Origin of the sequence: Micromonospora sp. NPDC005197, assembly GCF_040608295.1 — a bacterium.
Taxonomy (GTDB): domain Bacteria; phylum Actinomycetota; class Actinomycetes; order Mycobacteriales; family Micromonosporaceae; genus Micromonospora.
The window spans coordinates 1-25,262 of sequence record NZ_JBEXHY010000044.1 but is presented as its reverse complement, the minus strand read 5'-3'; the positions used below and the strand labels follow the sequence as shown (position 1 = coordinate 25,262).

Sequence of the window (25,262 nt, the reverse complement as noted above, 5' to 3'; positions counted from 1 at the left end):
TCGCCAGCGTCACGGGCGGGTTACGGGATCTTGATGGCGAGCGTCTGACTGCGTAGACATGACAGCGCAATCATAGAGGACGATGGCCGGCGGCGGGAGGTGCCATGACGCGACTGGCGAGGCCGGGTGGAAGCCCTCCGACGCCGCGCAGCGTGGACGTCGCGCGGCTGGCCGGCGTCTCCCAAAAGACGGTGTCCAGGGTCCTCAACGACGAGCAGTATGTCTCGGCCGACGTGCGCCGGCGGGTCCTGGACGCCGCCGCGGAGCTCGGCTACCGGCGCAACCAGGCGGCCCGGGCGCTGGCCTCCGGGCGGACCCGGTCGATCGGCGTGGTGACGCTCGGCAGCGCCTTGTACGGGCCGGCGTCGTGGCTCATGGGCATCGAGCGGGCGGTCCGGGAGGTGGGCTACACGCTGCGGGTGGCCGCCACGATCGAGGGCGACCCGGGCGGCATCGCGAGCGCCCTGACGTCGCTGCTGGGCCAGGGCGTGGACGGCGTCGTCATCTCCGAGCCGATCGACGAGGGCGTCGGCCTCATCAGCGTCGACGTGCCGGTCCTGGTCCTCGGCGCGCCGCCCACCTTCGCCGCGCCGCAGGTGGTGACCGCCAGGGTCGGCGCGGGCCGGCTCGCGCGGGCCGCGACCGAGCACCTGCTGGAGCTGGGGCACGCGACCGTCCATCACCTGGCCGGCCCGCAGCGGTGGTATTCGGCACGGGACCGTCTCGCCGGCTGGCGCGAGGCGCTGCGAGCCCACGGCGCGGACGAGCCGCCGGTCGTCGAGGGCGACTGGTCGGCCGCGTCCGGCTACGCGGCGGGCCGGGAACTGGCCGGCGACGGCACCGTGACCGCGGTGTTCGCCGCGAACGACGACATGGCGATCGGTCTCATCCGCGCGCAGCTCGAGGCCGGGCGCCGCGTGCCCGAGGACATCAGCGTCGTCGGGTTCGACGACATCCCGGTCGCCGCCTACGTCACTCCCCCGCTCACCACCGTGCGGCAGCCGTTCGACGAGGTCACGCGGCAGGGCCTCGCGCTGCTGGTACAGGTCATCGAGAAGCCGGACGTCGAGCTTCCACCGGCGGCCGACCAACCGGTCGAGCTCGTCGTCCGCGCCTCGACGGCGCCACCACCGCCCCGGCCGATCCCGGGACGTGGCCGCCGAGCGATCCCCCATGCCCACGGTGGCCCGCACGGTCAGCCCGCCGGCAGTGAAGTCCCATCCACCCAGCCCTGATCAGCGTCGATCTGTCCACCTACGGCGGCACGTCACCCGAGGCCCGCACCGGCCGTCGCTGAGGAGCGGCGCCATCCAGGGCTCGAATTCGATCGAGGGCTACCAGGTGTCCCTGGACGTCGCCGCCGCGGCCGTCGCCGGCGACGAACCGGTAGAGACGAGCCCGCAAACCTGGGGGGTCATCACCGGCTACCGGGACGCCCTGACCTACGTGCAACAACTCGCCCGCTCACGCGAGTTCACCTGGCAGCACATGCTGCTCAACGCGCTGCACTTCATGATGCTCCGCCATGACCTCAGCAAGTGGCCGGGCCGCTACCGTCCAGGAGACATCCACATCGACGAGGCGCACACCGGCCGACGCGTCTACACCGGGCCAGACGCCGACGACGTCCCGTCGCTGATCTCCGAGCTGATCGACTGGCTGGCCGACGGCGAACCGGAAACCCCGCTGCTTGTCCGGGCCTCCATGGCCCACCTGAACCTGGTCAAGATCCATCCCTGGCGGGACGGAAACGGCCGAATGTCCCGGTCCCTCCACACCCTCGTACTCGCCCGCGACGGCGTCCTCGCCCCTGAGTTCTCCTCCATCGAGGAGTGGCTCGGCGTCGGCCGAAACACCTACGCCTACTACGACGCGCTCGGTGAGGTCGGCGGCCCGACCTGGCAGCCCGACAACGACACCAGCGAGTGGATCCGATTCTGCCTGAGCGCCCACCACCAACAAGCCCAACTGGTCCGGCAACGCCTCGACCAAGCCGCGCAGCTCTGGGAACTGCTGGACACCTGGGTCCGGCGCAACGGGCTGCCCGAGCGGGTTGTTAGCGCCCTACACCTCGCCGCGACCGGCGGTCGAGTACGCCGCACCCTCTATCAACGCGACGAGAACCTCACCGACGACCAAGCAACCCGCGACCTTCGCGCCCTCGTCCGGGCGGACATGCTCGAACAGCACGGCGAGACCCGAGGCAGGTTCTACCTCACCTCGCCGACACTCCGCGACCTCGCCGCCCCCGCGCTGCGCCCAAAGGAAATCATCGACCCGTACCGACGGTGAAGCGCAAGCCCCGGCACTGCGAGTCCGCGCCGGTCAGCCGCCCGACCCTGCCACCGCACCCCACGTACGGTGGATCTTCGAGCAGCGGCTCGCCGGCCGGAGCGTGGCCAGCATCGCCCGCGCCCTCAACGACAACGGCGTCTTGTGCCCGTCCGGCGCCGACCCAGCGCGTAACCCCCACCGCAGCGGCCGCCAATGGATGCTCACCACTGTCGCGGCCATCCTGGCCAACCCCCGTTACACCGGGCGGCAGGTCTGGAACCGTCAACGCACCGACCGTGATGCCCTCCCTGACAAGGGAACCTTCGATCGACACCACGAGATCCAACGGTGGAGCGCCTCCACTGACTGGGTCATCTCCCGCGAGATCGCGCATACTCCGCTGGTCAGCGAAGAACACTTCGTCGCCGTCCAGGCAATCCACAGCGCACCGACCCCAGCCGACGGCATCCCCCGCTGCTATGTGTTGGCCGGAGTGATCTGCTGCGGCGTGTGCGGCCGAATCATGGACTCCCACTGGGTCCACGACCGTGCCGGCTACCGCTGCCGACACGGCAACACCTGCACCCGACCCACCTCATCGAGACGACAGAAGACCCTCTACGTCCGAGAGGACCATCTCCTGGACAGGATTCGACACCACAGCTGCCTGCGTCGGCACCACCCGGCGATGCGCGACCAGGATCCAGACAGCGTCGCCGGCTACCTGCGGCTCAACAACATGATCATCGTGTGTGACCACGACGCCTGGACCATCGAAACTGACACGGAGGTCTTCCCGCTCACCGCCCCGACGAGCGTCCTGCCCCGCGCAGCAAAAATCCCCGCCCAACGGGACGGGGATCGCTCGAAACGCGAAGAGAAATCACGCTTCGTGGGGAAATAACGTGTCCGAGGGGGGATTCGAACTCCTGTACGTATCACCCGTGCGCCACTCAGGGTGCGCATGCTCATAGGTTACGGTACGGCCAGGCCTGGATCGATCCCACAATCCAGATCACCGTGCGTGAGCGCGAATAGCATATTGAACATGCGCGGCGACTCGCTCCGTCATCGACTAGCCAGGATGAAAGTGCAGCTATCCCCTGTGGCCGCTCAATCATCAGGCGTCGGCGAGCCGCCGCTAAGCATCTCTGCCTTTGGTGCGCTTCAGCGGGTCGACCTGTTGGCAGCCATAGCACCCGGATTCTTCGCGGTTCAATGCACGAATTCACCGCCCTTGTTGGAGGTCTGCGATGGTCACCCGGCCGACAAGGGCTGGGCCTGCTGGCGCATGGATCTCTTGAGGCATGTCGAGTACGTCGAGCGGTGAGCCGCAGCCTCGGTGTCATGTTGCGGTGGCCGCCAAGTCGTTCAGGGCTGCGTTGATCACGGGCCAGCACATGCTGAGGGTATCGCGGTCTGGAGCGTGGCCGATGTTCACCTGGGCGTATGGGATGCTCGGCGGTAGCCCGCAGCTTACCCGGAATATTGTCATCGACGTCGAGGTCGACAATGTGGCGACTTCCGTAACCTACGTAGACATCCACAACGGACTGGGCGGTCACCGCGCCCGTCTCTGGGTCTACTGCAGAAACCCGGTCACCGATATAGATACTGTCGATCGGCACGTATCGGAAGATCATCAGGGTTCCTACGCCGTGTTGATCGCCGAAGTGAGTCATGCCCGCTCTGCCATCATCGCTGATCTCGTCGGTGTCGTGTGCACCGGCTCTGACCGTGTCCGAAGCCGCTGGCGGGCTGCTTGCAGCGCTGGCCGATCTGCCTGATCCGCGGGCCCGTCGCGGTGTCCGGCACCGGCTGACGGTGGTGGTGACTGCTGCGGTGTGCGCGGTGGTGGCCGGCCACCGGTCGTACACCGCGATCGCTGAGTGGATCGCCGACGTGCCGGCGACGACCGCGCTCGCGCTGGGCATGGCCCCGGATCGACGCCCTTCCGAGGCGATGATCCGCCGGCTATTGCAGGCCATGGACCCGCAGCTACTGACCGCGGCGGTCAGCGTCTGGCTTGCCGGCCGGTCTGCTGCCGGCACGTCGACGTCCCGGCGAGCGATCGCGGTCGACGGCAAAACCCTGCGCGGCTCGCGCACCACCGACAACGCGGCCCGGCATGTGATGGCCGCCTGTGATCAGGCTGTCGGCGTGGTCCTGGCCAGTACCGACGTCGACGGCAAGACCAATGAGATCACCCGGTTTCAGCCGCTGCTCGACCAGATCGGCGACCTGCGCGACACCGTGATCACCGCCGACGCGCTGCACTGTCAGCGTGGGCATGTCGACTACCTCGCCGAACGCGGCGCACACTGGATCCTGACCGTGAAGGGCAACCAGCCGAGCTTGCATGCCCAACTCGCCGGCCTGCCCTGGCGGGCCGTTCCCGACGCCCACCCGCGACACCGCCCGTGGGCACGGCCGCCGTGAGATCCGAACCTTGAAGGTCCTGACGGTCTCCACCGGCATCGACTTCCCACACGCCGCTCAAGCGCTGCAGATCCGCCGCCGCAGGCGGCGCCTGGACCAGCCGAAACGCTTCACCACCGAGACCGTCTACGCCATCACCGACCTGCGCGTGCACCAAGCGAGACCGGCGCAACTGGCCGCATGGATCCGCGGCCACTGGTCGATCGAAAACAAAGACCACTGGGTGCGGGACGTCACCTACGACGACGATCGCTGCCAGATCCGCACCGGGACCGGGCCCGAAGTCATGGCCGCCCTACGCAACGCCGCCATCGGTGCCCCTGCGCACCGCCGGAATAGCCAACATCGCCGCCGCCAACCGGCATCACGCCCGCGACAGCACCCGCCCGCTGGCACTGCTCGGCATCACCTGACGACTTTGCCGGGGCCCTGGGTTGGGGCCGGTGCGACGGATGGGAGCGCCCTCCTTCGTCAACGAGCCGTGGCAACCCAGTGCGACGCCAGGGAGAAGATCAGAGATGACGAATGAACGGGCCGTGACTCCTACGTGAGGCCGTGCCCACGAATACGCAGTGCCGACCGTCGAAGGTCGGAAACGTCGACGTCCTGTTCATCAAGGACATCAAAGAGATGCTCGGGCCCTCGGGACGCCAGAAGGTCAGCCTCCACCTCGTAGGCCGGTACCAACAGGCAAAAGTTGGTTTCGCCCGTAGGGCCGGTTGCGAACTGGAAATCTTCCTCGAAGAGGGCCGCCGGGGTAGGTAGGAGAAACCTCATCCCGGAGCTGGACGGCACGTCGACGTCCAGGCGAACGGGCTCGTCCCACGAAAGGAGTCGCCCCTGCTGCGCGTAACGCGCCGCGCAGGACATCACAAAATCCAGCATATCGGGGCCCATGAATTGGCCGTCCAACACGAAGAGCAACTCTTGAGCATAACCGTCCCGACGAGCCCAGCCGTGCTGGCGGGCGAGGCTGGCCAACCCATCCGTGACCATGGTCACCTGGCCGTCGTTGGGCACCTCGGCGAATCCGTGAAGACGAATCACAGCCCCATCAGGAAGAGCCTCATTAAGGGTGCTGAAGGGTTTGCCGAGAAATTGGCGGAGATGACTTTCGACGTCCTGCGGTTCCGCCTTCTGGCGGCCAAACTTCACCATGATCGCCCCATTCTGTTCGCTCCCTAGGCTTGTACGGTGCCAAAACTCGTCGCACAGCGCGTGAGCTGTTGTTTCGCGACGGTGACGCATCATGGCAGGCGTGTTGGTTCGGCTGCTGTACCTGAGTGCGGTGCGGGTGTTCGGCTGGTTGCCGCGGGCCACGCGTAGCGAGTCGGCGATGGTCGCCGAGCTGTTGGTGCCCGAACCGTCCCGGACGACCACCGATCAGCGACGATCTGCGGGACCTGGTCTTGCGGCTGGCCAGGGAGAATCCCGGCTGGGGGCATCGGCGCATCCAAGGTGAACTCGTCGGGCTCGGCCATCGGGTCGGCGCCGGCACCATCCGTCGCATCCTCGCCGGATCGAGGGTCGGTCCCGCCCCGCGTGAGATCGACACTAGTTGGCGGACGTTCCTGCGCGTTCAGGCAGCCGGGTTGCTGGCTACCGACTTCTTCCATATCGACACCGTCACGCTGCGGCGGCTGTATGTGCTGTTCGTCATGGAGATCACGACCCGGCGGGTGCACATCCTCGGCGTCACCGAACATCCGACTGCTGGCTGGACTACCCAGCAGGCCCGCAACCTGGTGCTGGACCTCGGCGATCGGATGACACGGTTCCGGATCCTGATCCGCGACCGCGACGCCAAGTTCACCGCGTCGTTCGACGCCGTGTTCGCCGCCGAAGGCATCAAGGTGGTGAAGAATCCTCCACGTACGCCTCGGGCGAACGCCTTCGCGGAACGCTTCGTGCGCAGCGTCCGGGCCGAGTGCACCGACCGGGTACTGATCTACAACGAACAGCACGCCCGCACCGTGCTCCGCGCCTACGAGGACCACTTCGACCGGCACCGGCCACACCAGAGCCTGAACCAGCATCCACCCGACTACGACCCCGGCGCGGTCATCGCGATCGAAAGGCCGATCCGCCGGCGACGGGTTCTCGGTGGCGCGATCAACGAATACCGCCGAGCCGCTTGATCCACTCGCAAATCCCCAGGTCACGAATGCGAAGCACAGTTTTGGCACAGTACAGGACCGATCGGCGATCCGACCACGCGAATCGAGCGTTGCCAGTCCATAGAGGGCTGTACGGCTTCGAGTGACTGCAAGACTCGGAAGCGGTAGCGGAGGACACCTCATGGCTGCCGCAGGGGTGCCAGGAGCCACGCCCACGACCGGTGCCGGACTCGGCAGGACAACGGCGGGGATCACTGAAGAGCCGCCGCGCGTCAGCGCGGGGCTCGCCCGCCGCTGATCACTGAGAGTAGCGCCAGACGCTACATCGGATGGGTTTCGGCGGTGGTCAAGCATCCTTGACCACCGCTACGTCTACGTCGCACATATGAGACGTACTCGTGTCCGAGGGGGGACTTGAACCCCCACGCCCTATACGGGCACTAGCACCTCAAGCTAGCGCGTCTGCCATTCCGCCACCCGGACCTGCTCGTTCAGCCTACCTCGCCGCCCAGATGATCTTTCCATCCGAGGTCGGCACGGCGAGCCGCACGGGGAGTCACTGTACACGGCACTCGTGGATCATGCACATCGCCCACTGGTCCCTGCCGGGTCGTCCTCCCGCCCCTGCTCACACCCGTCACGCGAGGTCACCGAAGCGGGATCGGGCGTGAGCCCGGGTAGCGTCGGCGGCCCGGTGACGGGCAGCATTGCCCTGTGTCCCATCCCTCTCCTCTGGCCGCCATCCAGCAACGGGCCCTCGCACTGCGTACCGAGGGCGACCTCGGCACTGCCCGGCAGCTGCTCGCGGACGCTGTCGGGTCCGCCCGTCCGCCGTACGGCGAGGACCATCCCGAGACGCTGCACACCGCGCACCTGCTGGCCCGCCTGCACCGTGAGGCGGACGACCCACTTGCCGCCCGCCGGGTGCTGGAGGAGGCCTTCGCGGCGGGCGAGCGGCGCTGGGACCATTCCGAGCCGATGATGCTCGCGCTCGCCTTCGAACTGGCCGAGGTCGCCGAGGAGTTGGGCAACAGGCACGAGGCTCGCCGCAACTACACGCGCGTCGCCAGCGCCGGGCCCGCCGTGCTCGGTGAGCACCACCCGGCGGTACGCGCTGCCCGCGACTACCTCGGCGCGGCCAACCCTGGCCCGAACCGGCCGGACGTCGGGCCGCCGACGTCCGCCACCGTTGCCACGACGACGGACTCTGGCGCCCGATCGGCGTTGACCGGCCCGACGTTGTCCCTGGCGACCCTGGCCGCGATGCGCCCGGCGGCAGGCGACCGTCCGGCTCCCCCCTCGCCCTGGGCCCCACCGCCTCCCCCGACCCCCGCCCATCCGGCACCGGCCACGTCCCCCATGTCGCCGACGCCAGCCAGCCCCGCCCGTCCGATACCGCCTGCGTCCGCCATGTCGCCGACGCCCGCCACTCCCACCCATCCGGTGCCGCCGCGCCAGCGGGCCGAGCAGCAGCCGGCGGCGTCGCCCCGGCCACCGGTCGCGCCGCTGTCTCGGGCGGTCGGCCGGCCGACGCCGTACGTCCGGCAGCAGCCACCACCCGCACCGCCGCGTCAGCGCACGAGTGATCAGCCGACCCACCCGGTCGTCGAGGCGCCGCTCTCCGCGGCGGCGGTCGCGGCTCCGGCTCACCCTCCGGCCCACCCCGCGACCCCGGCCCCGGCAGCCGCCGCGCAGCCCTCCGCCACGCCGTCGGCACCCCAACCGCCGGCTCCGCGGTGGGCCGACCCGACCATTCAGGTACGGCAGATCGAGCCCCTGCTGGCCGAGGAGGCCGCCCGGATCGCAGCGACCGGGCCGAGCGGGTCGACCCGCACGACTGACGGGCCGGGGCGCTCCGGGGCGATCCCGACGACTCCAGGCGCGGCGCCCTCCCGGCCGGTGAGCGGGCCACCCCTGCACCACGCGGTCGCCGCGACGCCCACCGCGCCGCAGCCGGTCTCCGCGCCGCCCGTGCACGTCGGCCCAGCCTCCGCACCGGCCGTGGGCCCTTCGCATCCAGTGTCGGCTCCGCCCGACCACGGTAAACCCGTCTCCGGACCGCCCGACCAGCCCCACCCCGCCTCCGGCCCACCGGCGGCCCACGCCCAGCCGGTGTCCGGACCACCCGGCTACGGACCACCCGGCTACGGACCACCCGTCTCCGCGCCGCCGGTGAGCGCGCCGCCCTGGGGACTGACCGCCCCGCCCTGGAGCAGCAGCGCGCCCCCGCATCCGCTGCCCACGGCTGGCGGCGACCCCGAGGACCCGTCCCGTACGGACACCGCAGAGACCACACCGGACAGCGAGGCGACACCGAGCAGCGCGACCACCATGGACGGCCAGTCCACAGCGGGCGGCGAGAGCATGCTGGTCGCGAGCGCGACGATGTCGACAGTGCAGGGCGAGCCGTCGGGGTTCGCGTCCGCGTCCACGGAGGTGTTCCCGGCCGTCGGGCCGGCACCGGCCCCGCCGCAGGACACGACGGCGGCGTCCCTGACGCCCGTGACCTACGGGCCGCCGGCCACCCTCACGCACCCGCCCGCCGCGCAGTACCCGTCCGGTCAGCAGTACCCGGGGCAGCCCTATCAGCAGAGCCACGAGGTGTACCCGGGGCAGCGGTACCAGCAGGACACCTACTCGGCCGCGTACGCCGATGAGAGTGTTTCGGCGGGCCGCAGCCGGGCGACGCTGATCGGTGCGGCGGTGGCGGCCGGGGTTGCCCTGGTCGCGGTCGCCGGCCTGGGCGCGGTGGTGCTGAACCGCGACGACGCGCCGCCCCCGACCGGGGGTGCGGTGACGGCGGCGCCGGCGGTGACCGGCCCCCCTCCCGGTGACCTGAAGCTGCGCGACGACGTCGTGACGATCACCCTGACCTGGACGGACCCGTCCGGAGGGGCGGTGCCGTTCATGGTCGCCGGCGGACGGGCCGGTCTGGCGCTCGGGGTGATGGCCACCGTGGAACCGGGGCGGACCAGCCACACCGTCAACGGGCTCAGCTCGCGGGTGGACTACTGCTTCACGGTGCTCGCGGTCTACTCCACGGACAGCTTCGCCACGTCGAGCCAGGTCTGCACCAACCGCGAACGGTCCACGCCGCCAAGCTGATCGCGAGCGGTCCACGCCGCCGAGTCGACACAGTCGGGTTCGCGATCGTCGAGCTGAGCTGGGCGTCCACTGCGCACGCTCGGTATCCACAGGGGTGACGGTGCGGGTTCCCCCGTTCCCGGCCGGGCCATATGATGGCACCCGGCTCAGGGGAGGGGTCGCCGCGAGGCGTACGCCACCTGCCACGACTCAGGGAAGGCAGCCGGCTGTGGCCAGCATCGACGACGCCGAGCGGACCGACGCCCCCCGTTCCCGGTCCCGACTGCGCGGCGGGCTGGTGACGGTCGGCACGGTCACCGCGCTGCTGGCCGCCATGGGGCTGACCGTCCTGGGGCTGGGTGCGGCGGACAATGCGGTGGCCAACTACGACGCGAGTTCGTGGCTGTGGAGCGCGGTGCGCAGCGAGCTGGCCCGGGTCAACGGGGTCACCGCCCGGGTGGACACCCGCACCGAGGTTCCCGGTGCCCGCCGGCATCCGATGCAGGTCGCCCAGACCGATCGGCTGCTGATCCTGCGTGATCTGCAGACCGGGCAGATCAGCTCGCTGGACCTGGCCACCCTGCAGCTCACCGCGACCACGCCGACCACCCCCGGCCTGGGTGTGAGCGTCGCCCTGCACGAGGACGCGGCGTTCGTCGTCGACGCCGTGCAGGGCATCGTGCGGCAGCTAGACCCGCGGTCGTTGAGCCCGGTCGGCGAGCCGGTGCGCTATCCCCCGGGCATCACCGGCGGCACGTTCGACGGCGAGGGCCGACTCTGGATCGCGGTGCCCAGCGAGGGCACCGTCTCGGCGATCACCGCCGCGAAGCTGCCGTCCGCGCCGGCCTCGGCCGCGCCGGCGGGTGGCGGGCTCAGCCCCGAACGGGTCGAGACGTACGACGTGGCCGACGCCAGCCACGAGCTGGTGGTCTCCACCCTGGACGACGGGGTGGCGGTACTCGACCGCACGGCCGCCCGGCTGGTGCGGGTGCAGCGCGGTGAGGTCCGCCCGACGCCGTTGACACTGCCCGGCCCGGCGGCGATGCCGACCCGCACCTCCGGTCCGCGGGTGCCGGTGACGGTACCGGCCGAGCGGCGGGTGTTGGTCGTGGGTGACGTCGGTGAGGAGCGGGCGTTCACGGTGCCGGGCAGCGGCGACCGGCTGAGCCCGGCGGTGGCCTGGGCCGACCGGTTCTACTGCGCCGACGAGGCGACCGGCACCATCTACTCCTTCGACGCGGGCGGCCAGTTGGTCGACACCATCAAGGGCAGGGCGAACGGGCCACTGGAGATGGAGGTGCGGGAAAACCACCTCTTCATCAACTCGCCCGACTCGGCGACGGCCCGGGTGGTGGACGACAAGCACCAGGTGCGCGAGGTCGACAAGTACGCCAACGACGTGCTGGGCGGTGACCCGCCGCCGGCTCCCCCGCCGCCGCCCCCGCCGAAGAAGCCTCGGGTGGGCAAGCCGAGCGCGCCGCGCAGCGTCACCGCCGCCGCCGGCAACGCCCAGGCTCGGGTGAGTTGGCGGCCGGCCGCCGCGAACGGCGCCGAGATCATCAAGTACGTCGTGCAGGGTGCCGGTCAACGCCTGGAGGTGGGCGCCAACCAGCGTTCGGTGGAGGTCAAGGGGCTGACCAACGGCGAGACGTACCGTTTCGCGGTGCACGCCGTCAACGCCAAGGGTGACGGCCCGGCGCGCAGCAGCAACCCGGTGACCCCGACCGCGGCGGTGCCCGATGCACCGGCCAGCGTCACGGCGCAGGAGCGGCCGGACGGCACGGTGGTGGTGAAGTGGCCGGCCGCGAACGGGCAGGGCAACAAGATCGCCAAGTACGCGGTGACGGCCACGTCGGCGGGGACGAACGCGCCGGCCGGCGAGTCGACGAAGACGGAGCTGGTGGTGCCGGCCGGTGAGCTGGAGTTCGGCACCCAGTACGCGTTCACCGTCGTGGCGGTCAACGACAAGGGTGCCGGCTCGGCCGCGTCGCCGGTGAGCAACACCGTGGTGCCGTTCGCGGCGCCGGGCCGGCCGCTCGACCTGCAGGCCGGGACGGTCGCCGACCAGCCCGGCGCGGTCACCGTGCAGTGGTCGCCGGCCGAGGCGAACGGCCGGCCGGTGACGAAGTACCTGGTGGACGTCGGTGGCAGGACGAGCGAGGTGACCGAGACCCGCACCACCGTCACCGGGCTGGGCAACGGCCAGAACGTCACGGTGAAGGTGAAGGCGGTCAACGAGGCCGGGCCCGGTCCGGAGGCCACCGCCACGGCCCGTACGGTCGCCGCGCCCCGGGTCACCGTCACCGGTTCGTCGGCGACGGCCACGTCGGCGACTGTCACGTTCACCGTGGACGCGGGCGGCGGCAAGGCCACCTGCTCGCTGAGTACGTCGGGTGAGCCGGCGAAGGCCGGGGCGTGCTCCAGCATCACGATGACGGGGCTGACGCCGGGCACGGCGTACACGTTCACGGTCACCGCCAGCAACGCCGCCGGCAAGGGCACCGCGCAGAAGGCTGAGAGCACCGAGCCGCTGTACGGCATCGCGACGTGCAACAACGGGCCCGACGGCGACCAGCGGACGTACTGCAACAGTGACGTCGACGGCCGCAACGGCAACGAGATCTTCAAGGTCACCCGGCAGGACAACGACCAGCAGGCCGGCTGGGCGAAGCCCGGCACCCGACTGAAGGCGTACTGCAAGAAGTCCGGCGAGAACGTCGACTCGTGGATCTACAACAACCAGAAGCAGAGCACCTGGTGGGTGCAGGTCGAGTACAGCGGGAAGAACTACATTCCCTGGGCCTGGCTCAACCTGGAGGGCGGCGACAACATCAACGTCCTGCCCACCTGCTGAACCACCAGCCGAGGAGCACCGCCGACCGTGAACACCCACGAGCCGCTCACCCAGCCGGAGGTGCAGGGCTTCGCCGCCCTGGCCGCCCGGCTGGCCGAGAACGTCAACGCGGTGGTGCTCGGCAAGCCGCAGGTGGTCCGGCTGGCGCTGACCGCGCTCTTCGCCCAGGGTCACGTGCTGCTGGAGGACGTGCCGGGGGTCGGTAAGACGACCCTGGCACGGGCCATCGCCGCGACCGTGAAGGGTCAGTGGCGGCGCATCCAGTTCACGCCAGACCTGCTCCCCTCGGACGTGTCCGGCGTGACCATCTTCAACCAGGCGAGCCGGGACTTCGAGTTCCACCCGGGGCCGGTGTTCGCCAACATCGTGATCGCCGACGAGATCAACCGGGCGTCGCCGAAAACCCAGTCGGCGCTGCTGGAGGTCATGGAGGAGCGCACGGTCACGGTGGACGGTGTCCGGCACCCGGTGCCGGCGCCGTTCCTGGTGGTCGCCACGCAGAACCCGGTCGAGATGGACGGCACCTACCGGCTGCCCGAGGCGCAGCTCGACCGTTTCCTGGTGAAGCTGTCCGTCGGCTACCCGGACGAGGCGGTCGAGGTCGAGGTGCTGCGCGGTGCGACGGTCCGCTCCCCCGAGGCGCTCGCCCCGGTCACCGACACCGCGACCGTCGGGGAGATGGTCCGGATGGCCCGTCGGGTGCACATCGCCGAGCCGCTCTACGCGTACGCGGTCCGGCTGGCCGCCGCCACCCGCACCCATCCGCAGGTACGCGTCGGGGTCAGCCCTCGGGGCGTGATCGCGTTGACCCGGGCGGCGTGCTCGTACGCGCTGATCGACGGTCGGGGCTGGATCATGCCGGAGGACCTGAAGGCGCTCGCCGAACCGGTGTTCGCGCATCGGCTGCTGCTGACCCCGGACGCGCAGGTGCGCGGGGTGACCGCCGCGGAGGTGCTGCGCCAGGCCATCGCCTCGGTGCCGGTGCCGCTGCCGTCGGGGCAGCCCGCCCCGGTGCAGGGCTGACCGGCAGCAGCGCCATGGGGATCACCGCCCGCGGAATCGGGCTGCTCGTCGCCGCCGTCGTCCTGCTCGGCCTGGGGTTCCGCTTCGCGTACCCCGAGTTGACGTTGCTCGGCGCGGCGGCCGGCGCGGCGGTGGGCTACGCGGCGCTGACCGCGGCCTGGCGGCCCCGGCTGGTGGTCGGCCGCCGGGCGGACCCGGACCGGGTCGCGCGCGGGGAGCCGGCGAGCATGACGCTGACCGTGCGCAACGCCGGCCGGCTGCGCTCGGCGAACCTGCTGGCCGAGGACCGGTGCGGGAGCCGTGTCGTGCCGGTGCCGCTGCTGCGCCTGCGACCCGGTCGGGACACCGAGGTCCGCTACGACGTGCCGACCGACCGTCGCGGGGTGGTGCCGGTCGGTCCGCTGCGGGTGACCCGGCGCGACCCGTTGGGTCTGGTGGCGCTGGCCCGCCCGTACGGCGAGACGACGCCGGTCTGGGTGCATCCCCGGGTCCATCCGCTCACGGCGGTGCCCACCGGCGCGGGGCGCAGCCTCGACGGCCGGGTGGACGGTGTGCCGCACGGGTCGATCACGTTCGACTCGCTGCGGGAGTACGTGGTGGGTGACGAGCTGCGTCGGGTGCACTGGCGCACGAGCGCCCGGGTCGGCGAGCTGATGGTGCGCGAGAACGTGGACACCAGCCTGCCCCGCCTTGTCGTCCTCCTGGACAACCGCTCTGCCGCGCATCCGCACCGGTCCGACGGGGTGGCCGAGTCGTTCGAGTCCGCGTGTGAGGCGGCGGCGTCGGTCGTCACCGCCGCGCACCGCGCGGACCTGCCGGTGGTGATGCTGCTGGTCGGCCCGGAGCTGATCGAGCGCGGCCCGGCGGGGGACGCCGAGGTCGGGCCCCTGGACCGGCTCGCCGCCGCCGACCTGTCCGACGAGGACGACGCGTTGCGCGCGGTCACCACCCGGCTGCGCCAGGACCGGCTCGGCGACACGCTGATCTTCCTGACCGGCCCGAGTGGGCGGGACGGGTTGGGACATGTCGGCGCGCTACGCGGCGCGTACCCGTCGGTGGTGGTCGGGGTGTTCGGCGCGGCCGAGCCGACGCCGGCGGGCACGGCCGGCCTGGTGGTGGTCGACGCGGTGGACGGCGCGCAGTTCGCCGCCGAGTGGGACGGGGTGCGCCGGTGGTGACGGGTGTCGAGCCGCAGCGCGCGCCGGACGTGGCGACGGACCCGCGGCAGGCGCCGTCGGCAGCCGGCGACGCGACCGGGCGGGTGGTCCGCGCGCTGCGGGCGGCCGTCGTGCCGCTGGCGCTGATCGCGCTCACCGCGCTCGCCGGGGTGGTGCTCGGCCGGGTGTACGCGGGCGACCTGCTGACCCGGCTGGTGATCGGCGCGGCGGTGGGCTCGGTGCTGGTCAGCGTCGCCGCCCGACGACTGCCGTCCTGGCTCGTCGCACCGGTGTCGGTGGCGGCGTTGGCCGGGTGGACGCTGTGGTCGTTGCGGCTGGCCGCCGCCCGCGCCGACCTGCCGGGCAGCCTGCTGGAGGTGAGCGCGGACGCCGCACGCAACGGCATTCCCCGGCTGCTCACCGCGATGATTCCCGTGGAGCCCACACCGGACACGGTGCTGGTTCCGGTGGTGGCCGCGTGGCTGGCCGGTCTGGCCGGGGCGGAGGTGGCGCTGCGCACCGGCCGGGTGCTGCTCGGCTACCTGCCGGCGGCAGGGCTCTACGCCGCGGCCCTCTACGTGGTCGGCCCGAACGCCGAACCGGCGATCGGGACGACAGTTGCCTTCGTCGCGGTCGCGGCGGTCGGGCTCGCCGCGCCGACGGGTACGCCGCCGGCCGGCGGTGACCCGACGGCCGGTCTCGCCCCGGGGATGCGCGCGGCGGTACGACTTCGGCTGGCGGCCTCGGCTGCGCTCGGCGTCGCGCTGGTGATCGGCCTGGTCGCGCTGCTCGGCCCGGTGGTCGCCGGTCAGGTCGACGGGCGGCCGGTGGACCCGCGCCGGTACGTGGAGCCACCGCAGGTGCAGACGCTCGACGAGAACCCGCTGATCCGGATCTCCGGGTGGGCGCTGCGACCGGAGCAGAAGCTCCTCGACGTGAGCACGGTGGGTGCCACCCCACCGGCCGGCGGCGCGGACGACCCGACGGCGACCGGCGACGCGGACGACCCGAAGGCGGGCCGCAGCGTACAGATCCGGTTGGCGGTGCTCAGCGACTACGACGGGATCACCTGGCGGGTCGGTGCGACGTACCGCAACGCGGGGCGGATCCTGCCGGCCACCGCGCCGGCCCGGGACAGCACGGTGCAGACCGTTCGGCAGGAGATCACCGTGGCGGAGCTGAGCGGCCGGCTGCTCCCGGCCGTGGCGACACCGCGCGAGGTCAGCGGGGCGCGGGTGGCGTACGACCCGGCGACGGGGACGCTGATCAGGCCGGAGGGACTGACACCGGGGCTGCGGTACACGGTGACGTCGGCCCGGGAACGCCCGGACAACAACCTGCTGGCCACCGCGAACGTGCCGGCCGGCGAGGAGGTGGCCCGGGTGCTGCGGGTCGCCGACGGGGTGCCCGACCCGATGCGCCGGTTGGCCGCGCAGCTCGCCGAGGAGAACGGCGCCCCGTACGCGCGGGCGTCGGCGATCGAGCAGTTCCTGGCCGAGCACTACCGGGTGGTGGCCGACGCGCCGAGCGGGCACGCGTACCCGAACCTGGCCTTCTTTCTCTTCGGTCCGCGCAACGGGGGCGGGCAGCGGGGAACGTCTGAGCAGTTCGCGGCGGCGTTCGCGGTGCTCGGCCGGCTCTCCGGTCTGCCGACGAGGGTGGTGGTCGGCTTCTCCTGCAGTGGGCAGGGGCCGGTGCGGGCCGGTGACGCGTACGCCTGGCCGGAGGTGCTCTTCGACGGGTTGGGCTGGGTGGCGTTCGACCCGCTGCCCCGCCCGGAGAACGAGCCGAGGCCGGTGGAGGAGGACTTCCGCCCGACCCCGGAAGACCCGCCGCCGTCGGAGGCACCGGCGCCCACCGTGGAGCCGACCGCGTCGCCGGAGCCGGTGGCCGCCCCCGACGGGCCGCCCGCACGAGGTGACGTGTCCACGCCGGTGCTGGTCGCGGGCGGCAGCGGTGGTCTGCTGCTCGTGGTGGGGACGCTGCTGCTCACCCTGTTGGCGATGCGCCGCTCCCTCACCCGCAAGCGACTGGCGGGGGGTGACCCCAACCAGCGCATCGCCGGCGCCTGGCGGGAGGTCACCGACGCGTTGCGACTGGCCGGCCGCCCGGTCGGCGACGACCTGGCGGCGACCGAGGTGGCCGCGCAGGCCCGGCAGACCCTGGCCGACGCCCGAGCAGCCACGACCAGAGGCGGCACGAACGGCAGCGACGCGACCGGCAGCGGCGTGCCCGGCGACGAGCCGACAGTCGACGAGCTGGCGATCCTGCTCAATCAGGTGGGCTTCGCCCCCGGCGCCGCGGCGGCCGATCAGGCGGCCCGCGCCGCCGAGGTGGCCACGGTCTACATCGCCAACCTGCGCGCGGCTCGCCCCTGGTGGCGCCGCCTGCTCTGGTCCGTGCACCCCTCCCCCCTCCGCCAGGCCCGCCGGTCCCCCCACTCCCACCCCCGCCGCCCCCCGCGGTGATCAAGAGGTTCGCGTCATCTCAGGACCCGTTCCTGACGCGAACCTCTTGATCACCGGTGACGGATCGGGGGGAGCGGAGCCGGGCGCGGCGGCCGTAGTCGGCGGCCACGGCTGTCACCCGGGGGCCCGGGCGACCAGCGGGACGTGACAGAGGTGAATGCGCTCCCGCAGCCGAGGTAGCGGCCGCATGCCGGAGCGGAAACACGGTGGCGGCGGGTACGGCGTAACGACGAGCATCAGGGGGTGGATCAGCACACGAGCGAGATCGTCGACTACTACACGCTGCGCTACCGCGAGGACCAGCGGCTCTCCGCCCGCCCGCAGGCACGACTGGAGTGGATCCGCACGACGCAGCTCCTGCGGGATCTCCTGCCCGGCCCGGGTGCCCGTGTGCTGGACATCGGTGGCGGCACCGGCGAGTACGCGAGGGCCCTCGCCGTTGCCGGCTACGAGGTCCGTCTCGTCGACCTGGTGCCGAGTCACGTCGCGCAGGCACGCGGCGGGCAGCCACCCGTCGAGGCACGGGTCGCCGACGCGCGAGCGCTTCCCGACGCCGACGACGCGTACGACGCCGCGCTGCTCCTGGGGCCGCTCTACCACCTGTTGGACCGTGCCGACCGGGTTCAGGCGTTACGGGAGGCCGTCCGGGTCACCCGCCCCGGCGGTCTCATCGTGGCGGCCGTCATCTCCCGTTTCGCCGGTCCGCTGGACTTCGCCGCCACCGCACGCCTCGACGAGCGGCTGCTCGACGAGGCCAGGAACCTGCTGACCGACGGCACCAACGATCCACGGACCGGCTTCACCCACGCGTACTTCCACCGGGTCGAGGAGATCACCGACGAGTGTTCGGCGGCAGGGCTGACCGACGTCGTCGTACACGGGGTGGAGGGCCCGGCGTGGACGGCGGCGGAGGCCGCGGCAGGTGGGCCGGCGCAGGACACGGTCTTCTCCGCGGCGTTGGATCTGGCCCGCGTCTACAGCACCGAGCCGGCGCTGATCGGATCGAGCGCGCACCTCCTGGCCGCCGGGCGCGTTCCGGGCCGCTAGGACGTGTGTCAAAGCCCCAGACCGTCAGGCCGTCAGTCGGCGGACCAGCTTGCGGAGGCCGGCCTGCCAGCCGTCCGGGTCCTCGGCGCGGCGGCGGGCGTAGTCGGCGACCTCCGGGTGCGGCAGGATGAGGAACCGCTCCTCGGCCAGCCCGGCGATGGTCGCCTCGGCGACCTGGTCCGGGGTGAGCACCGCTCCGGAGGCGGCGATCACCCGGGCGCCCAGGTGGCCCTCGACGATGCCGTCGGCGAGCATCGGGGTGTCCACACCCTGCGGGCAGAGGGCGCTGACCCGGATGCCCCGGTCCCGGTAGGTGATGGCGAGCCACTCGGCGAAACCCACCGAGGCGTGCTTCGTCGCGGTGTAGGCGGCGTCGCCCACCGCGGTCAGCACGCCCGCCGCCGAGCAGGTGTGCAGCAGGTGGCCGCCGCCGCGGGCGAGCATGCCGGGCAGCACCGCGCGGGCCGAGTAGACGTGGGCGAGCACGTTGACCCGCCACGCGCGATCCCAGGCCGCGTCGTCGACCTCGATTCCCCCGCCGGTGGTCACCCCCGCGTTGGCGCAGAACAGGTCGATGCGGCCGAAGCGCCGTTCGGTGTCGTCGACGAGCGCGCGGACCTGGGCCTCGTCGGTGACGTCGAGGGCGGCGGCGTGCGCCACCGGGCCGATGCCCTCGGCCACGGCATGGGCCGCCTCGGCGTCCAGGTCGGCGACGACCACCGCGGCGGCGCCCTCCGCGGCGAAGCGCCGTGACAGTGCCGCCCCGATGCCGCCGGCGCCGCCGGTGACCACCGCGATCCGGTCGGTCAGATTCACTGGGACGCTCCCACGGGCTCGGTGCCCAACCGGGCGATGAGGGTCATCAGCGCGGCCGCGCTGCCGGCGGTCACCTCGGGGGTGGGCAGCAGCGCGAGGACCGGCACGTCCACGCCGGCGTCTGCGTAGCGGCGGACCTGGGCCCGGCACCGCTCCGGCGAGCCGTGCAGCACCAGGGCGTCGACCACCTCGTCGGGCACCGCCGCGCTGGCGGCACGCCGGTCCCCCGCGGCCCAGGCCTCCCACATCGGCGCCAGCGCCTCGGTGCGGCCGAGCCAGCGATGGAATTCGGCGTACGCCGGCACGGTGAGGTAGCTGGTGATCAGCCGGCGGCCGAGCGTGCGGGCGTACGCGGCGTCCTCGGTGGGGCAGACGAAGATCCGGGCGGCTACCTCGAAGCCGGCACGCCGCTCGCCCAACTCCGCGAGGGTCCGCGGCACGTCCTCGGCGCTGAGCCAGTTGAGGATGACCCCGTCGGCCTCGGCGCCGGCGAGTCGGAGCATGCCCGGGCGCAGCGCGGCGAGCAGGATCGGCGGCGGCACCGCCGGTGGCCGTTCGAGGGTGAACCGGCGCACCGTGAAGGTGTCGTAGACCTCGTCCACCGTCTCACCGCGCAGCGCCGCGCGCAGGAACCGCAGGACGTCGCGGGTACGTCGGAACGGCTCGTCGAACCGCACCGCGTTCCAGTCCCGCACGAGCACCGGCGAGGACGCGCCGATGCCGAGCGCGAACCGGCCCGGGGCCGCCTCGGCGAGCGCCGCCGCGCTCATGGCGAGCAGCCCGGGGCCGCGGGTGAAGACCGGGGTGATCGCGGTGCCCAGCCGCAGCCGCGGCTGCCACGCCGCGGCGAGGGCCAGCGGGGTGAACGCGTCGGTCCCGGCGACCTCGGAGGACCACACGTCGGTGAACCCGGCGCTATCGAGGGTCGCGTAGACCGCCTGGTGATCGGCCAGCGGGATCCCGCCCAACGGCACCGTCATGCCCCATCGATTCGTCACCGATCGATCGTGCCCGTTGACGGGGCCTGCGAGCAAGATCCCCGAAGTGGGCAGAATCGCCGGTTCGCGGCCGCGCGTGCCGGCCGAGGTGCTACGACTTCGAGGTGGACCGGAGCACCGGCGCAGGCCGCTGACCATGGGTTCCAGGGCGGCGGGACACCTGGAGCCGGTCCCGGCGGCGACCGCGCCCGGTCGGGCCACGTTCCTGGAGCTCTTCTTCGACCTGGTCTACGTCTTCGCGCTCACCCGGATCTCCGCGCGTGCGTTCGAGGACCTGACCGAGAGCCCGGCGCAGCTGGGCTGGCCGGCGGTCACCGGCAGCGGCAAGACGCTGCTGTTGCTGCTGGCGCTCTGGGCGGTCTGGCAGGGCACCGCGTGGACGACCAGCCGCTACGACCCGTACCGGGCACCGCTGCAGACCGTGGTGTTGACCGCGCTCGTGGCCAGCATGGTGATGGGGGTCGCGATCCCCCGGGCGTTCAGCGAGACCGGGCTGACGTTCGCGACAGCGTACGTCGTCGCGCAGGTGACCCGGCCGCTGATCCTGTCGATCGCGTTGGGACCGCATCCGTACCGCCGGTTGAAGGTGCGGATGACCGTGGTGTTCGCCGTCAGCGGGGTGTTCTGGATCGGTGGGGCGTTGCTGCCCATCAACGGGCAGGTGATGCTCTGGGCGCTGGCGTTGCTCATCGAGTACCTGGCGGCGCGGTGCGGCTGGCCGGTGCCGGGCCTGGGCCGGTCGACGGTCTCGAAGTGGGAGATCGCCGGGGAGCACCTGGCCGAGCGGTACCAGCAGTTCTTTCTCGTGGCGCTGGGCGAGACGATCCTGGTGGCCGGTTTCGCGTACAGCAAGGGCCCGTACGAGTCGGGGCACGCGTGGGCCTTCGCGCTCTCGGTGGCCACGTCGATCATGCTGTGGCGGATCTACGTCCAGCGCGCCGGGCAGATCCTGGGCGAGGCCGTGATGACGGCCCGCCACCCGGCGAACATCGGCCGCTCGGCGGCCGACACGCACCTGGTCATGGTGGTCGGCCTGGCCGCCACGGCGGTCGGCTACGAGCTGATCATCGATCATCCGCTGGGCCATGCCCCGGGGGCGTGGCTGGCCATGGTGCTCGGCGGACCCGCGCTGTTCCTGGCCGGCCGGGCCCGTTTCGAGTACGAGGTGTTCGGGCGGGTCTCCCCGTCGCGGTGGATCGCCATCCTGGTGCTGGCGGCGGTGGTCGTACCGCTGCTGTTCCTGCCGGGGCTGGCCGCCTTGGCCGCCGGAGTGCTCGTGCTGGGCGGCGTCGCGGTCGCCGACGCCCGCCGGGCGCGGGGCGCGCCGCCGGAGGCCGCCGCGACCCCGTTCTGACCGTCGGCGTACGCCCAACAGCCGGTTAGTCTCGGCGGGTGACCTTCTCCCTCGTCGCCCGCTCCGCCGACGGCCGCCGCCACGGCGTCGTCGTGGCCAGCAAGTTCCTCGCCGCCGGGGCGCTGGTGCCGGCCGCGCAGGCCGAGGTCGGCGCGCTGGCCACCCAGGCGCACGTCAACCTCGCCTACCGCCCGCAGGGGCTGACGCTGCTCCGCACCGGGGTGGCCGCCGCCGACGTGGTGGCCGGCCTGATCGCCGCCGACGCCGAGCGGGAGCACCGGCAACTCGGCGTGGTGGGCGTCAGCGGCCCGGGTGCGAGCTGGACCGGCCCGGCCTGCCACCCGTGGGCCGGCGGGCGGACCGGCGACGGCTGGGCCGCGCAGGGCAACGTCCTCACCGGCCCGGAGGTCGTCGACGCGCTGGGCGACGCGTGGCTGGCCTCCTCGGCGCTGCCGTTCGCCGAGCGGCTGGTCGCGGCGCTGCGCGCCGGTGACGAGGCCGGCGGGGACCGGCGCGGCCGGCAGAGCGCCGGCCTGCTGGTGGTCGAGCGCGGCGGAGGGTACGGCGGCACCAGCGACGTGCTGATCGACCTGCGGGTGGACGACCATCCGGACCCGGTCACCGAGCTGGGTCGGCTGCTGGCCGTGCACACCATGCTGTTCAGCCGGCCCGACCCGGCGACCCTGCTCGACCTGAGCGGCGCGGTCGCCGACGAGGTGGCGACGTTGCTCACCGCGCTCGGTCACCCGGTCGGCGACGCCGGGACGGAGGCGGCGCTGGTCTCCTGGGCAGGGCTGGAGAACCTGGAGGAGCGGTTGGTGCCGGGGCGCATCGACCCGGTGGTGCTCACGCACCTGCGGGGCGTCGCCCCGCACGTTCCCGCGCCCCGACCGGCGAGCTGACCGACCGGGCCGGCGTCAGCGGCACCCGGTGACGAGCCAGCGCGGGCGACTCGCGACGGCGGTCGGGGTCAGCGGCCGAAGGCGAGCCAGCGGAAACCGGCGGCGTCGATCGCGGCCCGTTCCAGGACGGTCAGTGCCGCACGGCCGGTGGTCTTGCGGATCAGGGTCAGCCGGTCCCAGCCCAACGCGGCCGGTGCGGGTCGCCCTGCGGTGAGCAGTTGGGCGATCACCGCGGCCGCACGCGGGGTGAGCCACGGCGGGCGGTCCAGCGCCGCCGCCAGGTCCAGGCCGTGCACGCCCACCTCGACCACCCGGGTCCGCAGGAACTCGGTGAGGAGCATCGCGTCGCCGTGCCGGGTCCGGACCACCCGATCGGGCGGGGCCACGGCGACCGCCGCGTCGGCGGCCCGCCAGGCCCGCTCGAACCCGGTCGCCAACGCCTCCCGGTGTACCTGCCGCGCGTCGCGGCGGCCGCCGGCGATGCGGTCGGCGTCCACCTGCGGGGTGAACTTCGCCGCGCCGAAATACCGGGCGGCGTCCACCTCGGCGCGCGGCGGGGCGGGGGCGGCGAGCATGTCGGCCAGCCGTCCGGCGCCGGTGCGCACGTGCGCGAGCAACTCCCGGACGGTCCACGGCGGGCAGGGGGTGGGCCGGTCGAGGTCGACGGCGTCCACCTCGGCCAGGATCTCGGTGAGCCGTACGCACTCGGCACGGAACGCCGCGCGAACCGGGTCCACCGGTCGGCTCAACCCTTGACCCGGGGCACCAGCCGGTGCACGACGGTCAGCACCAGCGCCATCACCAGCGCCATTGTGCCGGCGATGCCGGCGGCGCTGCCCGCGTACCCGACGAAGAGCGGGCGGCGGCTCAACTCCTCCGGGCCGGTCCCGCGCAGGTCCACCAGCCAGGTGAGGGCCAGTCCGGAGGCGATCAGGGCGAGCACGCCGGCCACGCCGAGCACGACCGCGGCGACGCGGTGGGCGTCACCGGGCGCGATCTGGGCCTGCTCGCGTTGGGTGATCAGCAGGACCAGTCCCGCCAGCGCCGCCCAGACGCCCACCACCAGGTAGGCGGCGACCGCGTCGCTGGGTCGGTGCCAACCGGCGGACAGGGTGGCCACCCCGGCGATGGCGGCGTAACTCGCGCCGACGAAGGCGCCGACGGCCCGCACCTTGGGCGGCAGGACGAGCATGAGCGCGACCGCCACCGACGCGGCCACGGCGGTGTGCCCACTGGGGAGGCTGTTGCCCACCGCGGCGCGCTCCGGGTCGAGGCCGAGGTCGGGCCGGCTCAGGCCGTACTTGAGCAGTTGGGTGGAGACGTTCGCCCCGGCGATGAGCAGGGTCGCGGTGACGGCCAGGGCGATCCGCCCCCGGATGAGCGCGATGAAGCCGATCATCGCGGTGGCGGCGAGCAGGGAGACCACCGACATCGCGTTGAGGATCCGGTCCACCGGCCCGTCGATGCGGTCGTGGCCGATCTCGTTGCCGGTCAGGGCGACCGTGTCGACCCACTGACCGATCTCGGTGTGCACGGCCACCCGCCAGACGGCAAGGAAGGCGGCCGCCTGGACGAGCGCCAGTACGACCAACCAGACCGCGGTCCAACCCCGTGCCGTCGCGCGCATCCGCACACCGTAGCGGCCGGCGCCGGCCGGTCGGCCGGTGGCCCACCGGCTCCCGGCGGTTAGGTTGAGGCGGAGGCGAGGAGGTGGCGGTGGGCGGCACACCGGAGCGGGAGTCCGGCCAGGTCGAGCCCGGCCCGGACCGGGCGACGACGGCCGGTCGGCAGGCCGGCGGAGCGGCCCCGGCCGAGTCCCTGGCGGACCTGCTGGGTGGGCGGCGGGGAGCGGTGGACGCCACCCTGCCGCCGGTGGCGTTCGCGCTGGGCTGGCTGATCGGCGGCGAGTCGCTGTGGGCCGGGGTGGGCGCGGCGCTCGCCGTGGGCGTCGTGGTGGCCGGCGTACGGCTGCGGCGGGGCGACCGGCCGCGCTCAGTGCTGATCGGGCTGCTCGCCGTCTGCGTCGCGGCGCTGATCGCGGTGCGGACCGGCCGGGCCGAGAATTTCTTTCTGATCCAGTTGCTGTCGAACGCCGCCAGCGCGCTGGCCTGGGCCGTGAGCATCGTGGTGCGCTGGCCGCTGCTGGGCGTGCTGGTCGGCGCGGCGCTGGGCCAGCGGGCCCGGTGGCGGCGGGATCCGGCGCTGCTGCGCGGGTACGGCCGGGCGAGTTGGGTGTGGACGGCTACCTATGTGGTGCGGGTGGCGGTGTTCGTCCCGCTGTACCTGAGTGGGCAGGTGCTCGCGCTCGTGGTGGCCCGGATCGCGTTGACCTGGCCGCTGGTCGCGGCGGCGCTCGCGGTGAGTTGGGTGGTGCTGCGCCGGTCGTTGCCGACCGGGCACCCGGGGCTGCGTCACCCGGTCACCGGCGACCCGGACATCCGGCCCGACGAGCCGGCCGGGAAGGGGCCCCGGCGGGCATAAAAAGTGGAGAGGCCGCCACGGGGGGAGCGGCCTCTCCGGTGACGTACGTTACTCCGTCATCCTCATTGGTGTGATCCCGCGACAGCCCGAATTTCTGGGCTTTTTCGCGGCAGTCTTCAGTCCGGGCGGTGGGGTGGGCCGGTCGACCCGCTGCGTTGGCCAGATGACCGGCCCACCCCGGCCTGACCGTGGGTGTCAGGCCGTCCGCCGGCCGGGTCCCATCGTTCCCCCGGACCCGGCCGAACCCC

At 72.6% G+C, this 25,262-nt stretch carries 20 protein-coding genes and 1 tRNA gene; 15 read left to right on the top strand and 6 right to left on the bottom strand.

Annotated elements, in window-relative coordinates:
- Nucleotides 1-104 precede the first annotated feature (104 nt).
- The 5 genes from ABZU46_RS16745 (at nucleotide 105) to ABZU46_RS16725 (ending at nucleotide 5,242) form a co-directional block, all read left to right on the top strand.
- Nucleotides 105-1,235, top strand: coding sequence for a LacI family DNA-binding transcriptional regulator (locus ABZU46_RS16745; protein WP_354858565.1), 1,131 nt, complete (start codon nucleotides 105-107; stop codon nucleotides 1,233-1,235).
- Between the two features lie 106 nt (nucleotides 1,236-1,341).
- Nucleotides 1,342-2,292, top strand: coding sequence for a Fic family protein (locus ABZU46_RS16740; RefSeq protein ID WP_354858562.1), 951 nt, complete (start codon nucleotides 1,342-1,344; stop codon nucleotides 2,290-2,292).
- A gap of 16 nt (nucleotides 2,293-2,308) precedes the next feature.
- Nucleotides 2,309-3,178 carry a recombinase family protein gene (locus tag ABZU46_RS16735; protein ID WP_354858605.1) on the top strand — a complete coding sequence of 290 codons (870 nt, stop codon included), beginning with the start codon at nucleotides 2,309-2,311 and terminating at the stop codon, nucleotides 3,176-3,178.
- Nucleotides 3,179-3,954: 776 nt separating this feature from the next.
- The gene (locus ABZU46_RS16730; RefSeq protein WP_354858560.1) at nucleotides 3,955-4,713 is read left to right on the top strand and encodes an ISAs1 family transposase; all 759 of its coding nucleotides are present in this window, start codon (nucleotides 3,955-3,957) and stop codon (nucleotides 4,711-4,713) included.
- A 10-nt stretch (nucleotides 4,714-4,723) separates the two neighbouring features.
- On the top strand, nucleotides 4,724-5,242 hold the full coding sequence (locus tag ABZU46_RS16725; RefSeq protein WP_354858559.1) for a hypothetical protein: 519 nt from the start codon (nucleotides 4,724-4,726) through the stop codon (nucleotides 5,240-5,242).
- Nucleotides 5,243-5,256: 14 nt separating this feature from the next.
- Here the strand turns inward: ABZU46_RS16725 and ABZU46_RS16720 are convergent, their stop codons facing one another.
- Nucleotides 5,257-6,093 carry a suppressor of fused domain protein gene (locus tag ABZU46_RS16720; protein ID WP_354858557.1) on the bottom strand — a complete coding sequence of 279 codons (837 nt, stop codon included), beginning with the start codon at nucleotides 6,091-6,093 and terminating at the stop codon, nucleotides 5,257-5,259.
- Nucleotides 6,094-6,305: 212 nt separating this feature from the next.
- Here ABZU46_RS16720 and ABZU46_RS16715 point away from each other — a divergent pair, with 212 nt between their 5' ends.
- Nucleotides 6,306-6,851, top strand: a complete 546-nt coding sequence (locus ABZU46_RS16715) for an integrase core domain-containing protein (protein WP_354858556.1) — start codon at nucleotides 6,306-6,308, stop codon at nucleotides 6,849-6,851.
- Between the two features lie 378 nt (nucleotides 6,852-7,229).
- Here the strand turns inward: ABZU46_RS16715 and ABZU46_RS16710 are convergent.
- Nucleotides 7,230-7,313 (bottom strand) — tRNA-Leu (locus tag ABZU46_RS16710).
- A 231-nt stretch (nucleotides 7,314-7,544) separates the two neighbouring features.
- On the opposite strand from ABZU46_RS16710, the gene ABZU46_RS16705 reads away from it, so the two are divergent.
- The 6 genes from ABZU46_RS16705 (at nucleotide 7,545) to ABZU46_RS16680 (ending at nucleotide 18,463) form a co-directional block, all read left to right on the top strand.
- Nucleotides 7,545-9,935 (top strand): tetratricopeptide repeat protein, encoded by a 2,391-nt coding sequence (locus ABZU46_RS16705; RefSeq protein WP_354858553.1) that lies wholly within the window; start codon nucleotides 7,545-7,547, stop codon nucleotides 9,933-9,935.
- 208 nt (nucleotides 9,936-10,143) lie between these two features.
- The gene (locus ABZU46_RS16700; RefSeq protein ID WP_354858551.1) at nucleotides 10,144-12,768 is read left to right on the top strand and encodes a fibronectin type III domain-containing protein; all 2,625 of its coding nucleotides are present in this window, start codon (nucleotides 10,144-10,146) and stop codon (nucleotides 12,766-12,768) included.
- 27 nt (nucleotides 12,769-12,795) lie between these two features.
- Nucleotides 12,796-13,791 (top strand): MoxR family ATPase, encoded by a 996-nt coding sequence (locus tag ABZU46_RS16695; RefSeq protein WP_354858549.1) that lies wholly within the window; start codon nucleotides 12,796-12,798, stop codon nucleotides 13,789-13,791.
- 14 nt (nucleotides 13,792-13,805) lie between these two features.
- On the top strand, nucleotides 13,806-14,969 hold the full coding sequence (locus ABZU46_RS16690; protein ID WP_354858546.1) for a DUF58 domain-containing protein: 1,164 nt from the start codon (nucleotides 13,806-13,808) through the stop codon (nucleotides 14,967-14,969).
- 83 nt (nucleotides 14,970-15,052) lie between these two features.
- Nucleotides 15,053-17,416 (top strand): transglutaminaseTgpA domain-containing protein, encoded by a 2,364-nt coding sequence (locus ABZU46_RS16685; RefSeq protein WP_354858602.1) that lies wholly within the window; start codon nucleotides 15,053-15,055, stop codon nucleotides 17,414-17,416.
- Nucleotides 17,417-17,659: 243 nt separating this feature from the next.
- A complete protein-coding gene (locus ABZU46_RS16680; protein ID WP_354858545.1) occupies nucleotides 17,660-18,463 on the top strand; it encodes a class I SAM-dependent methyltransferase in 804 nt (267 codons plus the stop codon).
- 24 nt (nucleotides 18,464-18,487) lie between these two features.
- Here the strand turns inward: ABZU46_RS16680 and ABZU46_RS16675 are convergent, their stop codons facing one another.
- A complete protein-coding gene (locus tag ABZU46_RS16675; RefSeq protein WP_354858542.1) occupies nucleotides 18,488-19,279 on the bottom strand; it encodes an SDR family oxidoreductase in 792 nt (263 codons plus the stop codon).
- Entirely contained in the window at nucleotides 19,276-20,259 is a 984-nt protein-coding gene (locus tag ABZU46_RS16670) for an LLM class F420-dependent oxidoreductase (RefSeq protein WP_354858600.1), read from the bottom strand. The genes ABZU46_RS16675 and ABZU46_RS16670 overlap by 4 nt, the downstream gene beginning before the upstream one ends.
- Before the next feature lie 154 nt (nucleotides 20,260-20,413).
- Here ABZU46_RS16670 and ABZU46_RS16665 point away from each other — a divergent pair, with 154 nt between their 5' ends.
- On the top strand, nucleotides 20,414-21,631 hold the full coding sequence (locus ABZU46_RS16665) for a low temperature requirement protein A (RefSeq protein WP_354858540.1): 1,218 nt from the start codon (nucleotides 20,414-20,416) through the stop codon (nucleotides 21,629-21,631).
- Nucleotides 21,632-21,669: 38 nt separating this feature from the next.
- Nucleotides 21,670-22,533 carry a DUF1028 domain-containing protein gene (locus ABZU46_RS16660; RefSeq protein WP_354858538.1) on the top strand — a complete coding sequence of 288 codons (864 nt, stop codon included), beginning with the start codon at nucleotides 21,670-21,672 and terminating at the stop codon, nucleotides 22,531-22,533.
- 68 nt (nucleotides 22,534-22,601) lie between these two features.
- Here the strand turns inward: ABZU46_RS16660 and ABZU46_RS16655 are convergent, their stop codons facing one another.
- Both ABZU46_RS16655 and ABZU46_RS16650 read right to left on the bottom strand, forming a co-directional pair.
- A complete protein-coding gene (locus ABZU46_RS16655; protein WP_354858536.1) occupies nucleotides 22,602-23,270 on the bottom strand; it encodes a maleylpyruvate isomerase N-terminal domain-containing protein in 669 nt (222 codons plus the stop codon).
- Between the two features lie 8 nt (nucleotides 23,271-23,278).
- Nucleotides 23,279-24,166: a phosphatase PAP2 family protein gene (locus ABZU46_RS16650; protein ID WP_354858533.1), complete on the bottom strand. Its 888-nt coding sequence runs from the start codon at nucleotides 24,164-24,166 to the stop codon at nucleotides 23,279-23,281.
- Between the two features lie 185 nt (nucleotides 24,167-24,351).
- Between ABZU46_RS16650 and ABZU46_RS16645 the strand changes: the two genes are divergently transcribed.
- The gene (locus tag ABZU46_RS16645; protein ID WP_354858597.1) at nucleotides 24,352-25,014 is read left to right on the top strand and encodes a DUF3159 domain-containing protein; all 663 of its coding nucleotides are present in this window, start codon (nucleotides 24,352-24,354) and stop codon (nucleotides 25,012-25,014) included.
- Nucleotides 25,015-25,262: the final 248 nt, after the last annotated feature.

What these genes read in the sequence shown, in the direction of transcription:
- ABZU46_RS16745 (WP_354858565.1), top strand. Translation starts at nt 105, where the DNA reads ATGACGCGACTGGCGAGGCCGGGTGGAAGCCCTCCGACGCCGCGCAGC.
- ABZU46_RS16670 (WP_354858600.1), bottom strand. Translation starts at nt 20,259, where the DNA reads ATGACGGTGCCGTTGGGCGGGATCCCGCTGGCCGATCACCAGGCGGTC.
- ABZU46_RS16690 (WP_354858546.1), top strand. Translation starts at nt 13,806, where the DNA reads ATGGGGATCACCGCCCGCGGAATCGGGCTGCTCGTCGCCGCCGTCGTC.
- ABZU46_RS16730 (WP_354858560.1), top strand. Translation starts at nt 3,955, where the DNA reads ATGCCCGCTCTGCCATCATCGCTGATCTCGTCGGTGTCGTGTGCACCG.
- ABZU46_RS16665 (WP_354858540.1), top strand. Translation starts at nt 20,414, where the DNA reads ATGGGTTCCAGGGCGGCGGGACACCTGGAGCCGGTCCCGGCGGCGACC.